Raw genomic sequence first — 15,296 nt, forward strand, 5'->3', positions numbered from 1 at the left:
GGCGCCTTTCCGCCACGAAAAAAGAAAGCATGATCCGTCACCGCTCAGGCGACGACGCTATACGCATGGCCCTCACTCTCGACCCCGAAGACACGCGCGCGCGCATCCACGACCTCGTGTGGTGCGGCTTCCATCCCGACGCCGATGTCGAGTGGATGATCGCCGACGAGTACCTCGATCCCGACGAACTCACGGCCGAGGACCGCGCGTGGATCAAGGCCGAGGCGGCGCAGGCCTGTGCCGCGAAGCGCGCGGCCGAGGCGGCATGGCCCGCGCAGACCGAGTACGACCGGCTCGAGGCGGTGTTCGCGCAGCTGCGCAGCGAGAAGATCATCGCCCTGCACCGCGCGGGCAACACGCTCGCCGACGGCCATGACGACGTGCGCGAGCAATGGCGCGCCGCCGGCCGCATGGAATCGGGCATCCGCGGCTGCTGCTTCTACCATTCGCAGGACCTCGACGCGGCGGTGCGCACCGGCCGGCTCTACCTCGCGTTCAGCGGCGGCATGATCCCCGAGATCGAGCAGCGCGAAGCCAACACCGTCGCGGTCGGCCGGCGCATCGTCGAGCTGCTGCGCGCGGCCGGCTTCGAGGCCAACTGGAGCGGCAACATCAACGAGCGCATCGAGGCCGACCTCGGCCAGTGGCGCAAGCGAGGCCCCTCGGTGTGAGCGCCCGGGCCTGGCAGCCGCCGCGCCGGATCGATGCGATCGATTTCTGGCTCCGCGCCCGGCTGCTGGCCACCGCCCATGCGCTGCGCGAGGCGCTCGGTCCCTCCGCGCGGCGCTGGCCCGCCGGCGCGCAGGCATCGCTGGCCGATGCACCCGTGCTCGCGCAGCACCGCAGCCCGCTCTGGTCCGACGGGCGCGCGGATGAATTCCCTCTCGTCGCCGGCAAGGTGCAGAACCTGCGCGTGGCGCGCCGCGCCTTCGATGCGGTCGAGGTGCCGGCGGGCGAGCTGATGAGCTTCTGGCGCCAGCTCGGGCGGCCGAGCGCGTCGCGCGGCTTCGTCGAAGGCCGCGAGCTGCGCGGGGGCTGCGTGGTGCCGACGCGCGCGGGCGGCCTGTGCCAGCTGTCGAACGCACTGGCCACGGTGGCGGCGCGTGCCGGCTTCGAACTCGTGGAGCGCCACGGGCACACCGCGCGCATCGAGCAGGCCGCGCCGTCCGAGAGCGACGCCGTCGATGCGACGGTGTTCTGGAACTACGTCGACCTGAAGATCCGCGCACCGCAGGCCTGGCGCCTCGAAGTGGCGCTGAGCTCCACGGAGCTCGTGCTGCGCATTCGCGGGCGCCTGCCGCCGCAGCAGCCGCAGCGACCGCGGCCGCTGCGGCGGCACGGCGCCGCGGACCCGATGCCGCCGGTGGCGCGCGGCTGCCTGAGCTGCGCGCAGACGGACTGCTTTCGCCACCGCGCGCCGGCGGACGCGGCGCAGGCCGGGCGCACCGCCGTGCTGCTCGACACGGCCTCCACGCCCGAGTTCGCGCGCTACCTCGAGACCCACCATGCGCGCGCCGACCGCTTGCTCGCCACGCCCGTGCGCCTCGCGTTCTGGCGCTCTGCGCCGGGCGGCAGCGGGCCGCGCGACGCGGCCGCATCGACCGTGCAGGCGCCGCGCCTGGCCCGTGTGCGCCGCGCACTCTGGCAGCGGCTCTGGGCGCGCCATGCGGGCGGCCGCCGCCAGGCCAGCCTGATCGACGGCCAGCGCTGGATCGCGCACGCCCTGGCCGCGCGGCTGGCGCCGGACCACACGCACCTGGTGGTCGACCAGGCGCTGCTGCCGCACCTGCAGCGCATCGGCGCCCTCGACGGCCGCCGGCTCACCGTGCTGGCCGCTGCGCTGCCGATGGCCGAGATCGAACGGCGGCTCGACGCGGCGGCGCGGCGCTGGCCCGCCGATCCGACGCTGCGCGACTTCCGCGCCGATGCCGCGCTGGTGCAAGCCGAGGCGCTCGCGCTCGCGCGGGCGGAGGCGATCGTCACGCCGCATGCGGAGGTGCTGCGCCACCTGGCGCGCGTGGCACCGCAGGCGGCGCTGCAGCGGCTCGAATGGCATCGGCCCGAGGCCGCCGCCGCGCCCGCGGCTCGCGACGAGCCGCCGCTGGTCGTCTTCGCCGCCAGCGCGCTCGCACGCAAGGGTGCGCGCGAACTGGCCGCGGCGCTGCAGGGCCTGCGCTGCCGGCTGCGCGTGCTCGGCAGCCCGCCAGAGGACGCCAGGCTGTGGCAGGGCCTGGCGCAGGTCGAGCACATGCACTGGCGCGGCGAGCGGCTGCTGCAGGGCGCGGCGGTGGCCGTGCTGCCGGCCCACGTCGAGCATGCGCCGCGCGCGCTGCTGCGTGCGCTCGCCGCGGGCGTGCCGGTCGTGGCCTCGACCGCCTGCGGCCTCTCGGGGCTCGCGGGCGTCCAAGAGGTCGCGCCGGGCGACGTGGCGGGCCTGCGCGCCGCGCTGCTGCAGGCGCTGCCGTCCGCGCCGCGGGCTACGATCGCCGGCGCGCCAGCCACCGAAGCCATCCGACCCTCATGAGCACTTCACCGTCCATTCCCTCTTCCCCATCCGCCGGCCAGGCCGTGCGCCTCGCGCCCGAGGCGCGCTTCGCCGACGAACTCGCGCGGCTGCAGGCCGCCGACGGCGATGCGCGACCGCCGGGCTGGAAGCTCTCGCCGCGCGCAGTGCGGCGCTTCATCCTCGGCGACGAGAAGCTGCAGGTGAGCCGCAAGTTCTACGGCGACGATCCGCTGGTCGACCGGGCGATCGTCACGCTCATGGGCCACCAGGGGCTGATGCTGGTGGGCGAGCCCGGCACCGCCAAGTCGCTGCTGTCGGAACTGCTCGCGGCGGCCATCAGCGGCGACTCGGGCCTCACGGTGCAGGGCACCGCCGGCACCACCGAGGACCACATCAAGTACAGCTGGAACTACGCGCTGCTGCTGGCCGAGGGGCCGAGCCAGCGCGCGCTCGTGCCTTCGGCGCTCTACCAGGCGATGCGCGCCGGCAAGCTGGTGCGCTTCGAGGAGATCACGCGCTGTCCGCCCGAGATCCAGGACGTGCTGATCTCGCTCATGAGCGACAAGCAGCTGATGATCCCCGAGCTCGGCGACGACGCGCGGCTCTACGCGCAGCGCGGCTTCAACATCATCGCCACCGCCAACCTGCGCGACCGCGGCGTGCACGAGATGTCCTCGGCACTCAAGCGGCGCTTCAACTTCGAGACCGTCCGGCCGATCCGCGACCATGCCTTCGAGGTCGAACTCGTGATGTCGCAGTTGCAGCGCGAACTCGCGAGCGGCGGCGAGGCGCCCGTCGAGGTGCCGCGCGACGTGGTGGCGCTGCTCGTCACCACCTTCCAGGAGCTGCGCGCGGGGCAGACGCAGGACGGCACAGCGATCAAGGGGCTCGATGCCGTCATGTCCACCGCCGAGGCGGTGAACGTGGCCTATGCCGCGGCGCTGCAGGCGCGGCATTTCAACGGCGGCCGGCTCACCGAGCGCGAGATCGCGGGCCAGCTGCACGGGGTGGTGCAGAAGGACAGCAGCGACGACGCCAGGCGCGTGCGCCACTACTTCGACACCGTGGTGCGCGAGCGCGGCAAGCGCGACGCGCAGTGGAAGAACTTCCACGACGCGGCGCGCGCGCTGTGGCAGTAGCAGGCACCGAGGACGGCGTCCGGTCCCTGCCGCCCGGCGTCGAGGCCGCGCGCGGCCGGCTGTTCGGCGAGGACGAGGTGTTCTTCGTGCCGGTGCGGCACCACAGCCCCGCCTGCGCATTCGCGCTGCGTGCCCTGCTGCGCGAACTCCGGCCCGCGGCGGTGCTGATCGAGGGGCCCGACGACCTGGGCGCGCTGCTGCCGCTGCTTGGCGACGAGCGCACGCGCGCACCGGTCGCATGGCTGTGCCACAGCACGCGCCAGGTGCCGCAGGACGACCCCGACGCGGACGAGAAGACCCGTACCGAATCGCGTTCCTCCTTCTTCCCCTTCTGCGACTACAGCCCCGAATGGATCGCGGTGCGCGAGGGCGCGGCGCTCGGCGCGCAAGTGGCGCTGATCGACCTGCCCTGGCGCGACAAGGCCTGGCAGCGCGACGACGACGAGCGGGACGAGGACGCCGGCGATGCACGCGATGCCGCGCGCAGCCTGATGGAAGAGCGCCACTTCGCGCACAGCCGCTACCTGAACGCCATGGCCGCGCAGCTCGGCTGCGTCGACCACCAGGAGCTCTGGGACCGGCTGTTCGAGCTGCGCGGCAGCGCGGCGCTCGCCGACTGGCGAAGCTTCTTCCGCGACGTGTTCAGCTGGTGCGCGATGGCCCGGCTCGACTACGAGCCCGAGGTGCTCGAGGCCGAGCTGAGCCTGCCGCGCGAGCGCCACATGGCGGCCCACGTCCGCCGCTGGCGCGACGCGGTGAAGGGCCCGATCGTGGTGGTGACCGGCGGCTTCCACACGCCCGAGCTGCTCGCGCGGTGGCGCGACGCCAAGCCTTCGAAGGCCGCCGGCAGCAAGGACGGCGCCGCCGAGGCCTGGCTGATCCGCTACAGCTTCGAGCGGCTCGATGCGCTCAACGGCTATGCCGCGGGCATGCCCTCGCCCGGCTACTACCAGCAGGTCTGGGAGCGCCTCGACGCGGGCGATGCCGATCCGTTCGCCGCCGTGGCGCTCGACAGTCTCGTGCGCTTCGCGCGCCGCACGCGGGCGCAGGACCATGCCGACGCGGTCTCGACCGCGCTGGTGCAGGCGGCCGCGGCGCAGGCCATGCGGCTCGCGGCGCTGCGCGGCAACGCGGGCCCGGGCCGGCAGGACCTGCTCGATGCGATCCGCTCCTGCTTCGTCAAGGGCGCGATCGACGAAGGCACGCGCGGCTTCACGGCCGACCTGCGGCAGTTCCTGAGCGGCACGCGCATCGGCGACGTGCCGCCCTCGGCCGGTTCGCCGCCGCTGATCGAGGACGCGCGCCGCCTGGCGCGCCGCGCCGGCGTGCGGCTCGACGACAGCACCGCGCGCGTGGCGCGGCTCGACCTCTACCGCAAGCCCTCGCACCGCGAGCGCAGCCGCTTCTTCCACGCGATGGCGTACCTCGACGCCGGCCTGGCCGCCTGGCTCGCCGGGCCGGACTTCATCGGCAACAGCCGGCTCAACCTGCTGTTCGAGGAATGGCGCGCCGCATGGTCGCCGCTGGTGGAGGCGCGGCTCATCGAGCTCGCGGCCGAGGGCGCGAGCGTGGAGGCGGTGTGCATGGCCAGGCTGCGCAAGGAGGAGGCCGCGCTCGCGGCCGAGGGCCGCGGACGCAGCGCGAGCGCCGCGGTCACGCTGCTGCTGCGCGCCTGCCTGATCGGGCTTCAGCCGCGGCTGCCGCAGCTGCTCGCGATGCTCTCGACCCATCTCGACGAGGATGCGGCGCTGGGCTCGGTGGTCGACTGCGGGCATCGGCTCGTCACGCTCTGGCGTGCGCGCGAGCCGCTGGGCGTGCAGCAGCATCCGCAACTGCGCCACCTGCTCGGGCGCGTCTGGCCCGCGGCGCTGTTCCTGCTGCCCGACATCGGCCCCTGCGGCGAGGACGCCGAGGCCGACGCGGTGAAGCAGCTGCTCTCGCTGCGCGAACTCGGGCGGCTGCTCGATGCGCTGCAGCACGAGATCGCGCAGGGCGAGGGCGAGGATGGCGGCGCCGGCGAGGCGGTCGATCCCGGCCTGCTGCGCGCGCAGTTCGAGCGCTTCGCGACCGGCGCGCCGGTCGCGCCCGGCGTGGCGGGCGCGGCGTCGGCGCTGCTCTACCTCGACGGCCACTGGGACGAGCACGCCCTCGACACCGTGGTGCGGCAGCGCTTCGGCGCCGGCGCCGAGCCGCGCGAGGCGGTGCGCTTTCTCAACGGCGTGATGGCCGCCGCGCCCGAGCTGCTGCTGCGCCTGCCGGCGCTGCTCGAAGGCCTCGACGGCCTGGTGCGGGGCTGGGACGCCGAAGCCTTCGTCGCGCACCTGCCGGACCTGCGCCAGGCCTTCACGCGCCTCAAGCCGCAGGAGACCGCCGACCTCGCGGGCCGCGTGGCCGCGCTCCACGGCGCGGACGAGGCCGCGGTCGCGGCGCTGCAGCAGATGCACTACGAGACCACGGAAGAGGACCTGCAGCAGGGTGCGCTGCTGCAGCTCGCGCTCGCCGAGTGCCTGCGCCGCGACGGACTGGGCGCGTGGCTGGACGGCGGGCCCTAGCAGAGCCCCGATTGGCCTGCTTCGGCAAGGGTCGCGCGTTCGCGCGATCATCGGCGCCATGATTCCGTTCTCGATCCTCGACCTCTCGCCGATCACCGAAGGCAGCGACGCCGCGCAGTCGTTCCGCAACTCGCTCTCGCTGGCCCGGCACGGCGAGGCGCTCGGCTACCAGCGCTACTGGCTCGCCGAGCACCACGGCATGCCGGGCATCGCGAGCGCGGCCACGGCGGTGCTGCTGGCGCACATCGGGGCGGGCACCTCGACCATCCGCATCGGCGCCGGCGGCGTGATGCTGCCGAACCATTCGCCGCTGGTGATCGCCGAGCAGTTCGGCACGCTGGAGTCGCTGTACCCGGGGCGCATCGACCTCGGCCTGGGCCGTGCGCCGGGCTCCGACCAGCGCACCGCGCGCGCACTGCGGCGCAACCTCGAATCCGATGCCGACCAGTTCCCGCAGGACGTGGTCGAGCTGATGGACTTCATGTCGAAGAACCCGCAGCAGGCGGTGCGCGCGGTGCCGGGCGCGGGGCTCGAGGTGCCGGTGTGGATCCTCGGCTCGAGCACCTTCGGCGCGCAGCTCGCGGCGCACCTCGGGCTGCCCTATGCCTTCGCCTCGCACTTCGCGCCGCAGCAGATGATGCAGGCGATCCAGATCTACCGCGAGACCTTCAAGCCTTCGGCGCAGCTGCAGAAGCCCTACGTGATGCTGGGCTTCAACGTGTTCGTGGCCGACACCGACGAGGAGGCCGAGTTCCGCGCCTCTTCGTGGCAGCAGGCCTTCGTGAACCTGCGCAGCGGGCGCCCGGGGCGCCTGCCGCCGCCGGTCGAGGGCTACCGGCAGAAGGTGGGGCCTGCCGAGAACGCGCTGCTCGACTCGGTGCTCTCGTGCTCGGCCGTGGGCGCGCCCGAGACGGTGCGCGCGGGCGTGCGCGCCTTCGTCGAGCGCACCGGCGCCGACGAGCTGATGATCACCTCGCAGGTCTTCGACCATGCGGCGCGGCTGCGCTCCTACGAGCTGCTGGCTGGGCTGCGCGGCCAGGGCTGATTCTTTCCCCCACGCCCGCGGCCCCGGGCCGGGGCTGGGACAATGGCGGGCTTATGGCAGCAGCAGAAGCAAAGCAACGCATCGTGGTGGGACTCAGCGGCGGGGTGGACTCCGCCGTCACGGCGCACCTGCTCAAGCAGCAGGGGCACGAGGTCGTCGGCATCTTCATGAAGAACTGGGAAGACGACGACGACAGCGAGTACTGCTCCTCGAACATCGACTTCGTCGACGCCGCGAGCGTGGCCGACGTGCTGGGCATCGAGATCGAGCACGTCAACTTCGCGGCCGACTACAAGGACCGCGTGTTCGCCGAGTTCCTGCGCGAGTACAAGGCCGGGCGCACGCCCAACCCCGACGTGCTGTGCAATGCCGAGATCAAGTTCAAGGCCTTCCTCGACCATGCGATGCGCCTGGGCGCCGAGAAGATCGCTACCGGCCACTATGCGCGCGTGCGCTTCGATGCGGCCTCGGGCCGGCACGAGCTGCTCAAGGGGCTCGATCCGTCGAAGGACCAGAGCTATTTCCTGCACCGCCTGAATCAGGCCCAGCTCTCGAAGACGATGTTTCCCGTGGGCGAGCTGCACAAGACCGAGGTGCGCCGCATCGCCGAGGAGATCGGCCTGCCGAATGCGAAGAAGAAGGACTCCACCGGCATCTGCTTCATCGGCGAGCGGCCGTTCCGCGAGTTCCTCAACCGCTACATCTCGAAGGAGCCCGGCCCGATCAAGGACGACCGCGGCCGCAAGCTCGGCGAGCACCAGGGCCTGAGCTTCTACACGCTGGGGCAGCGGCAGGGGCTGGGCATCGGCGGCGTGAAGGAAAAGGGCGCGCAGCGCGGCGCGGGCGACCATTCGCCATGGTTCGTCGCGCGCAAGGACGTCGAGAAGAACACGCTCTGGGTGGTGCAGGGCCACGACCATCCATGGCTGCTGTCGACCGCGCTCGCGGCCGGCGACGCGAGCTGGGTCGCCGGCGAGGCGCCCGCGCCGGGCGGCTACGGCGCCAAGGCGCGCTACCGGCAGGCCGATGCGGCCTGCGAACTCGCGGCCGGTGGCGACGCAGCGGGCTTCAGCCTGCGTTTCGCGCAGCCGCAATGGGCGGTCACGCCCGGCCAGTCGGCGGTGCTCTACGACGGCGAGCGCTGCCTCGGCGGCGGGGTGATCGTCTGACGGACCGCCGTCAGCGCACCGAGGCGTCGACGTGGATCAGGTCGAGCGGATGGCGCCGGCCGGCCAGGTAGTCTTCCACGCACTGCAGCAGCAGCGGGCTGCGATGGCGCGCCACGCTGGCGCGGATCTCGTCGGCGCTCATCCACACGGTGCGCACGATGCCTTCGTCGAGCGCACGGCCCGCTTCGCGCGCGCCCAGCGTGCCGGCGAACGCGAAGCGCATGTAGGTCACGTCTTCCCCGTCGGGCGCATGCCGCGAGCGCGCCATGTAGATGCCGATCAGCGCGGTCGGCGTGAAGGCATGCGCGGTTTCCTCCAGCGTCTCGCGCGCGCAGCCCTCGGCGGGCGATTCGCCGGGGTCGAGGTGCCCGGCCGGCGTGTTGAGCCGCAGGCCCGCTTCGGTGTGTTCCTCGACCAGCAGAAAGCGGCCGTCCTGCTCGATCACCGCGGCGACGGTGACGTTGGGTTTCCAGCGCGCGCCGTTCACGTCACTTGGCCGCGGGCGGTTGGCGCAGCACATAGCCGCTGAAGCGCCAGACGCGGTCGTTGTCGAGGCGGAAGCTGACGAGTTCGCGCTGGATGCCGGCGGGTTGGCTGCTGAAGCGGGTCTCGTACTCGACGCTGACGTACTGGCCGGCCGTCTCGGGATCGGGATCCGTGACCACCTGCCGGTTCACGCCGACCCAGGTGCGTTGGGTGGGGGTGCCGAGCGAGGCGCGGTTGCGGGTCACGGAAGCGGCGAAATCGCTGCGCGAAACGCGCTTGCGGGCGACGGCCGTGGCGCCGTCCCAGAGTTCACCGGCCTTGCCCTGGTCGATCATCTGGATCGCCTGCATGCCGCCGCGCACCATGTCGCTGGGTTCCACGTCCTGCGCGGCCGCCGGGCCCGCGACGGCGAAAAATACGGCGGCGATCGACAGCAGCCTGGTCAAAGGGTTCATCAGCTTCGTTCCTTGGTCGGGCCACGATGGCCAAGGCCGATTGGAACCGATCCGGCCGGGAAGATTCCGCCGCCGGCGCCGCGCCTGCGCGCCGTGCGCGCTCAGTGCGCGAGATTGTCGGAAAGCGCCCTGGCGTCGACCACTTCGAGCCGGTAGCCGAGCCCGTAGATCGCGAGCAGCAGGAAGCCGCTTGCGGGACGCAGCCCCAGCTTGCTCCGCAGGCGCGAGATGTGGGTGTCGAGCGAGCGGGAGAGCGCCTCCACGCCCACGCCCCAGACCGCCTCGTGCAGGTATTCGCGCGAGAGCAGGCGACCGAGGTTCTGGAACAGGAACAGCGCGAGTTCGTATTCGCGGTTCTTGAGCCTGACGGGCTGGCCCCTGACCTTGAGGGTGCGCGAGGGCGGATAGAAGTGGTAGGGGCCGAACACCAGTTCCTGTTCGTGCTTCGCCGGGTAGGAGCGGCGCAGCAGGGCGGAGACCCGTGCCTCGAGTTCGCCGGCCCGGACCGGCTCGAGGATGACATCGTCCGCGCCGGCGTTGAGCGCTTCCACCACCTCGGCTTCGCTGGCATGGGGGGGTGATGACCAGGATGGGGACGCGGCTCTTGATTTCGTCGCGCGTGGTCCGGACGACCTCGAGGCCGCACATGTCCGGCAGCGTCCGTTCGAGGATCAGCAGATCGTAGCTCTGCCGCCGGAGCGCCTGGAGCAGGTGCTGCCCCTCGGTGTAGATGTGGCATTCGTGACCCAGGCCCAGAACGGCCTGGTGGACCAGCTGGCGCTGATCCGACGCGTGATCGAGCACTGCAATACGCATTCCATCCCCTTTTTTACGGTTTCTCTCGTGCGCTGTCAGCCGAAAGAAGTGTATCTATCTGCTTCCATGGCAGAAGTGAGGACGAAGCAATTAATACACAAAACAGCCACGTTTTTAGTAGAAAAGGCCTTAGTTAGAAACAAATGAAAACGAAAGGAGGATTTTGCGGATGCCATGGCTGCCTGCCGGGCCGTGCGGGCAGCGCCGTGGGAGGCGGGCGCGCGAGTTTCGGGAAGGCACCCCCGCATGGCGGCTGCCGGGGTGGCTGCGCCGGCCGGAATCGCGCGCCGTTCGCTAGCATTTATGTAGCTGCAAACGCAATGACTGCGGTCATCAACACGCGAACAGACGCTGGATTTAAGCCACAGTGATCGGCGTAATCTTGCTGTAAGCTCTGCCCGCGTTCCGTATTGCCCCCTGCCCTGAGGAGATCTCTATGCTGATAGGCGTGCCAGCCGAAACGACGGCCGGCGAAACCCGCGTGGCCGTTACGCCCGAGACGGTGAAGAAACTAGTCGCCTCGGGGCACACCCTGCGGGTGCAGTCGGGGGCGGGGGTGGCGGCTAGCGTCACCGACGCGGCCTACCAGGCCGCCGGCGCCGAGATCGTCGACCGGGCCGCCGCGTTCGGGGCCGACATGGTGCTCAAGGTCCGCACGCCGAGCGAGGAGGAAACCGCGCTCATGAAGGCCGGCACCGTGGTGATCGGCATGCTCAATCCCTTCGACGCGGCCGGCCTGCAGCGCCTGGCCGCCGCCGGCCTCACGGCCTTCGCGCTCGAGGCGGCGCCGCGCACCACGCGCGCCCAGAGCATGGACGTGCTGAGCTCGCAGGCCAACATCGCCGGCTACAAGGCGGTGATGATCGCGGCCGACAAGTACCAGCGCTTTTTCCCGATGCTGATGACGGCCGCGGGCACCGTGAAGGCGGCGCGCGTGGTGATCCTCGGCGTGGGCGTGGCGGGCCTGCAGGCCATCGCCACGGCCAAGCGCCTGGGCGCGGTGATCGAGGCCTCCGACGTGCGCCCGAGCGTCAAGGAGCAGATCGAGTCGCTCGGCGGCAAGTTCATCGAGGTGCCCTACGAGACCCAGGAAGAAAAGGACGCGGCCGAGGGCGTCGGCGGCTACGCGCGGCCCATGCCCGCGAGCTGGCTCGCGCGCCAGCAGGCCGAGGTCGCCAAGCGCGTGGCGCTGGCCGACGTGGTCATCAGCACCGCGCTCATTCCCGGCCGCGCCGCGCCCACGCTGATCACCGAGGACATGGTGCGTTCGATGAAGCCCGGCTCGGTGATCGTCGACATCGCGGCCGGCAAGGGGCCGGACGGCGTAGGCGGCAACTGCCCGCTGTCGGAGGCCGACCGCACGGTCGTGAAGCACGGCGTCACGATCGTGGGCGAAACCAATCTCCCCGCGCTGGTGGCGGCCGACGCGTCGGCGCTCTATGCGCGCAACGTGCTCGATTTCCTCAAGCTGATCGTCACCAAGGAGGGCGCGCTCAAGATCGACCTCGAGGACGACATCGTCGCCGCCTGCCGCGTCGCGCAGGACGGCCAGGTCACGAAGAAGTAACGCCAGCCCCGGAGAAGCCCATGGACATCGTTTCCCATACCGTCATCAACCTGATCATCTTCGTGCTCGCGATCTACGTGGGCTACCACGTGGTCTGGACCGTCACGCCCGCGCTGCACACGCCGCTCATGGCCGTGACCAACGCGATCTCGGCGATCGTGATCGTGGGCGCGATGCTCGCGGCCGCGCTGACCGAGACCACGCTCGGCAAGACCATGGGCGTGCTGGCCGTGGCGCTCGCGGCGGTGAACGTCTTCGGCGGCTTCCTCGTCACCCGGCGCATGCTCGAGATGTTCAAGAAGAAGGAAAAGAAGGCCGCTCCGGCGGCGCAAGAGGGAGCCGCCAAGTGAGCATGAACCTCGTCACGCTGCTGTACCTCGTCGCCAGCATCTGCTTCATCCAGGCCCTGAAGGGCCTGTCGCATCCCACCACCTCGATCCGCGGCAACGTCTTCGGCATGACCGGCATGGCGATCGCCGTGCTGACCACCGGGGCGCTGATCTACAAGCTCGCGGGCGGCAGCCTGAACGGCCTGGCCTACGTGCTGGTGGCGCTGGTCGTCGGCGGCGGCCTGGGCGCCTACATGGCGAACAAGGTCGAGATGACCAAGATGCCCGAGCTGGTCGCCTTCATGCACAGCATGATCGGCCTGGCGGCGGTGTTCATCGCGGTGGCGGCCGTGGCCGAGCCGCACGCCTTCGGCATCGCGCCCAGGGGCACGCCGATCCCCGCGGGCAACCGGCTCGAACTGTTCCTGGGCGCGGCCATCGGCGCGATCACCTTCAGCGGCTCGGTCATCGCCTTCGGCAAGCTCTCGGGCAAGTACAAGTTCCGCCTGTTCCAGGGCGCGCCGGTGCAGTTCGCGGGCCAGCACATGCTGAACCTGGTGCTGGGCCTCACGACGATCGGCCTCGGGCTGGTGTTCATGGCCACCGAGAACTGGGCCGCGTTCTTCGCGATGCTCGCGCTGGCCTTCGTGATGGGCGTGCTGATCATCATCCCGATCGGCGGCGCCGACATGCCGGTGGTGGTGTCGATGCTCAACAGCTATTCGGGCTGGGCGGCCGCGGGCATCGGCTTCAGCCTGAACAACGCGATGCTGATCGTGGCGGGTTCGCTCGTGGGCTCCTCGGGCGCGATCCTGAGCTACATCATGTGCAAGGCGATGAACCGCTCGTTCTTCAACGTGATCCTGGGCGGCTTCGGCGGCGACGCCACGGCCGCGACCGGCGGCGCGAAGGAGCAGCGGCCGGTCAAGAGCGGCAGCGCCGACGACGCGGCCTTCGTGCTCGGCAATGCCGAGACGGTGGTGATCGTGCCGGGCTACGGCCTGGCCGTGGCGCGCGCGCAGCATGCGGTGAAGGAGCTCGCGCAGAAGCTGGTCGAGAAGGGCATCACCGTGAAGTACGCGATCCATCCGGTCGCGGGCCGCATGCCCGGCCACATGAACGTGCTGCTGGCCGAGGCCGAGGTGCCCTACGACCAGGTGTTCGAGATGGAGGACATCAACGGCGAGTTCGGCCAGGCCGACGTGGCCATCATCCTCGGCGCCAACGACGTGGTGAACCCGGCGGCCCACACCAAGGGCAGCCCGATCTACGGCATGCCGATCCTCGAGGCCTACAAGGCCAAGACCGTGATCGTGAACAAGCGCTCGATGGCTGCCGGGTACGCGGGCCTGGACAACGAACTCTTCTACATGGACAAGACCATGATGGTCTTTGGGGATGCGAAGAAAGTAGTGGAAGATATGGGCAAGGCCATCGAATAGGCTCAAGGTCCGCCCCCGCGCAGCGCGGGGCCGTTCGTTGCGGCGCCACAGTGCGCCGTTTTCGTTTTCAAATAACTCGATTTGGAGGAGACACGTCCATGTCCGACCGTCCCTGGCTCAGCAGTTATCCGCAGGGTGTGCCCGCGGATATCGATCCTTCGCAGTACCCTTCGCTGGTGGCGCTCATGGAAGAGAGCTTCACCAAGTACGCCGACCGCACGGCCTACAGCTTCATGGGCAAGGACGTCAGCTACGCCGAGACCGACCGGCTGAGCAAGCATTTCGCGGCCTACCTGCAGGGGCTCGGCCTCGCCAAGGGCGACCGCGTGGCGGTGATGATGCCCAACTGCCCGCAGTATCCCGTCGCGGTGGCGGCGATCCTGCGCGCGGGCCTGATCCTGGTCAACGTGAATCCGCTCTACACGCCGCGCGAGCTCGAGCACCAGCTCAAGGACTCGGGCTCGAAGGCCATCGTGATCATGGAGAACTTCGGCACCACGCTGCAGCAGTGCATCGCGGCCACGCCGGTGCGCCACATCGTGCTCGCGGCCATGGGCGACCGGCTCGGCTTCCTGAAGGGCGCGATCGTCAACTACGTGGTGCGCAACGTGAAGAAGCTGGTGCCGCACTACAGCCTGCCGGGCGCGGTGCGCTTCAACGACGCGCTGGACCAGGGCGCGAGCCGCACGCTGCAGGCGCCGGTCATCGGCCCCGACGACGTGGCGGTGCTGCAGTACACCGGCGGCACCACGGGCGTGTCGAAGGGCGCGGTGCTGCTGCATCGCAACGTGATCGCCAACGTGCTGCAGTCCGAGGCCTGGAACGAGCCCGTGATGGCGCAGGTGCCGGCCGGCGAGCAGCCCACGGGCGTCTGCGCGCTGCCGCTCTATCACATCTTCGCGTTCACCGTGGGCATGATGCTGAGCATGCGCACGGGCGGCAAGCTGATCCTGATCCCCAACCCGCGCGACCTCGCGGGCGTGCTCAAGGAACTCTCGAAGCACACGATCCACAGCTTCCCGGCGGTCAACACGCTGTTCAACGGGCTGGCCAACCACCCCGACTTCCACACCGTCGACTGGAAGAACCTCAAGGTCTCGGTGGGCGGCGGCATGGCGGTGCAGGCCGCGGTCGCGAAGCTCTGGCTCGAGAAGACCGGCTGCCCGATCTGCGAAGGCTACGGCCTGTCCGAGACCTCGCCCTCGGCCACCTGCAACCCGACCGACAGCAAGGCCTACACCGGCACCATCGGCCTGCCGCTGCCGAGCACCTGGCTCAAGCTGCTCGACGACGAGGGCCGCGAGGTGGCGCCGGGCCAGGCGGGCGAGATCGCGATCAAGGGCCCGCAGGTGATGGCCGGCTACTGGCAGCGGCCCGACGAGACCGCCAAGGTCATGACGCCCGACGGCTACTTCAAGAGCGGCGACATCGGCGTGGTCGACGAGCGCGGCTACTTCAAGGTGGTCGATCGCAAGAAGGACATGATCCTGGTCTCGGGCTTCAACGTCTATCCCAACGAGGTCGAGGACGTGGTGGCGCAGATCCCGGGCGTGCTCGAATGCGCGGCGGTGGGCGTCGCCGACGAGAAGACCGGCGAGGCCGTGAAGCTCGTGATCGTCAGGAAGGACCCGGCGCTGACCGAGGCCCAGGTGAAGGAATACTGCCGCGCCAACCTCACGGGCTACAAGCAGCCGCGCATCATCGAGTTCCGCACCGACCTGCCGAAGACGCCGGTCGGCAAGATCCTGCGGCGCGAACTGCGCGACGCGAAGAAGTAGGCAGGCCGCCGC

At 70.6% G+C, this 15,296-nt stretch carries 12 protein-coding genes and 1 pseudogene; 10 read left to right on the forward strand and 3 right to left on the reverse strand.

Annotated elements, in window-relative coordinates:
• Positions 1–65: 65 nt before the first annotated feature.
• Genes M2165_RS11630 through mnmA form a run of 6 tightly spaced genes read left to right on the forward strand, consistent with a single transcriptional unit; the run spans position 66 to position 8,411 of the window.
• Positions 66–671 carry a hypothetical protein gene (locus M2165_RS11630; protein WP_280814787.1) on the forward strand — a complete coding sequence of 202 codons (606 nt, stop codon included), beginning with the start codon at positions 66–68 and terminating at the stop codon, positions 669–671.
• Entirely contained in the window at positions 668–2,524 is a 1,857-nt protein-coding gene (locus M2165_RS11635) for a VanW family protein (RefSeq protein ID WP_280814788.1), read from the forward strand. The genes M2165_RS11630 and M2165_RS11635 overlap by 4 nt, the downstream gene beginning before the upstream one ends.
• A complete protein-coding gene (locus M2165_RS11640) occupies positions 2,521–3,645 on the forward strand; it encodes an AAA family ATPase (RefSeq protein WP_280814789.1) in 1,125 nt (374 codons plus the stop codon). Before M2165_RS11635 ends, M2165_RS11640 begins: the two co-directional genes overlap by 4 nt.
• Positions 3,636–6,197, forward strand: a complete 2,562-nt coding sequence (locus M2165_RS11645; protein WP_280814790.1) for a DUF5682 family protein — start codon at positions 3,636–3,638, stop codon at positions 6,195–6,197. The genes M2165_RS11640 and M2165_RS11645 overlap by 10 nt, the downstream gene beginning before the upstream one ends.
• 58 nt (positions 6,198–6,255) lie before the next feature.
• Positions 6,256–7,242: an LLM class flavin-dependent oxidoreductase gene (locus M2165_RS11650; protein WP_280814791.1), complete on the forward strand. Its 987-nt coding sequence runs from the start codon at positions 6,256–6,258 to the stop codon at positions 7,240–7,242.
• Positions 7,243–7,295: 53 nt separating this feature from the next.
• Positions 7,296–8,411, forward strand: coding sequence for a tRNA 2-thiouridine(34) synthase MnmA (mnmA, locus tag M2165_RS11655; RefSeq protein ID WP_280814792.1), 1,116 nt, complete (start codon positions 7,296–7,298; stop codon positions 8,409–8,411).
• A 10-nt stretch (positions 8,412–8,421) separates the two neighbouring features.
• On the opposite strand, the gene M2165_RS11660 is transcribed toward mnmA, so the two are convergent.
• The 3 genes and pseudogenes from M2165_RS11660 to M2165_RS11670 form a co-directional block, all read right to left on the reverse strand.
• Positions 8,422–8,898 carry an NUDIX hydrolase gene (locus tag M2165_RS11660; RefSeq protein WP_280814793.1) on the reverse strand — a complete coding sequence of 159 codons (477 nt, stop codon included), beginning with the start codon at positions 8,896–8,898 and terminating at the stop codon, positions 8,422–8,424.
• 1 nt (position 8,899) lies between these two features.
• Positions 8,900–9,352 (reverse strand): DUF4019 domain-containing protein, encoded by a 453-nt coding sequence (locus tag M2165_RS11665; protein ID WP_280814794.1) that lies wholly within the window; start codon positions 9,350–9,352, stop codon positions 8,900–8,902.
• A 101-nt stretch (positions 9,353–9,453) separates the two neighbouring features.
• A pseudogene (locus M2165_RS11670) lies at positions 9,454–10,168 on the reverse strand (response regulator transcription factor).
• Between the two features lie 436 nt (positions 10,169–10,604).
• Here M2165_RS11670 and M2165_RS11675 point away from each other — a divergent pair.
• The 4 genes from M2165_RS11675 (at position 10,605) to M2165_RS11690 (ending at position 15,284) form a co-directional block, all read left to right on the forward strand.
• Positions 10,605–11,735: a Re/Si-specific NAD(P)(+) transhydrogenase subunit alpha gene (locus M2165_RS11675; RefSeq protein ID WP_280814795.1), complete on the forward strand. Its 1,131-nt coding sequence runs from the start codon at positions 10,605–10,607 to the stop codon at positions 11,733–11,735.
• A 20-nt stretch (positions 11,736–11,755) separates the two neighbouring features.
• A complete protein-coding gene (locus M2165_RS11680) occupies positions 11,756–12,085 on the forward strand; it encodes an NAD(P) transhydrogenase subunit alpha (RefSeq protein ID WP_280814796.1) in 330 nt (109 codons plus the stop codon).
• On the forward strand, positions 12,082–13,506 hold the full coding sequence (locus tag M2165_RS11685; RefSeq protein ID WP_280814797.1) for an NAD(P)(+) transhydrogenase (Re/Si-specific) subunit beta: 1,425 nt from the start codon (positions 12,082–12,084) through the stop codon (positions 13,504–13,506). The genes M2165_RS11680 and M2165_RS11685 overlap by 4 nt, the downstream gene beginning before the upstream one ends.
• Before the next feature lie 98 nt (positions 13,507–13,604).
• Positions 13,605–15,284, forward strand: a complete 1,680-nt coding sequence (locus M2165_RS11690; protein ID WP_280814798.1) for a long-chain-fatty-acid--CoA ligase — start codon at positions 13,605–13,607, stop codon at positions 15,282–15,284.
• Positions 15,285–15,296 lie beyond the last annotated feature (12 nt).

It is taken from the genome of Variovorax sp. TBS-050B (assembly GCF_029893635.1).
Taxonomy (GTDB): domain Bacteria; phylum Pseudomonadota; class Gammaproteobacteria; order Burkholderiales; family Burkholderiaceae_C; genus Variovorax.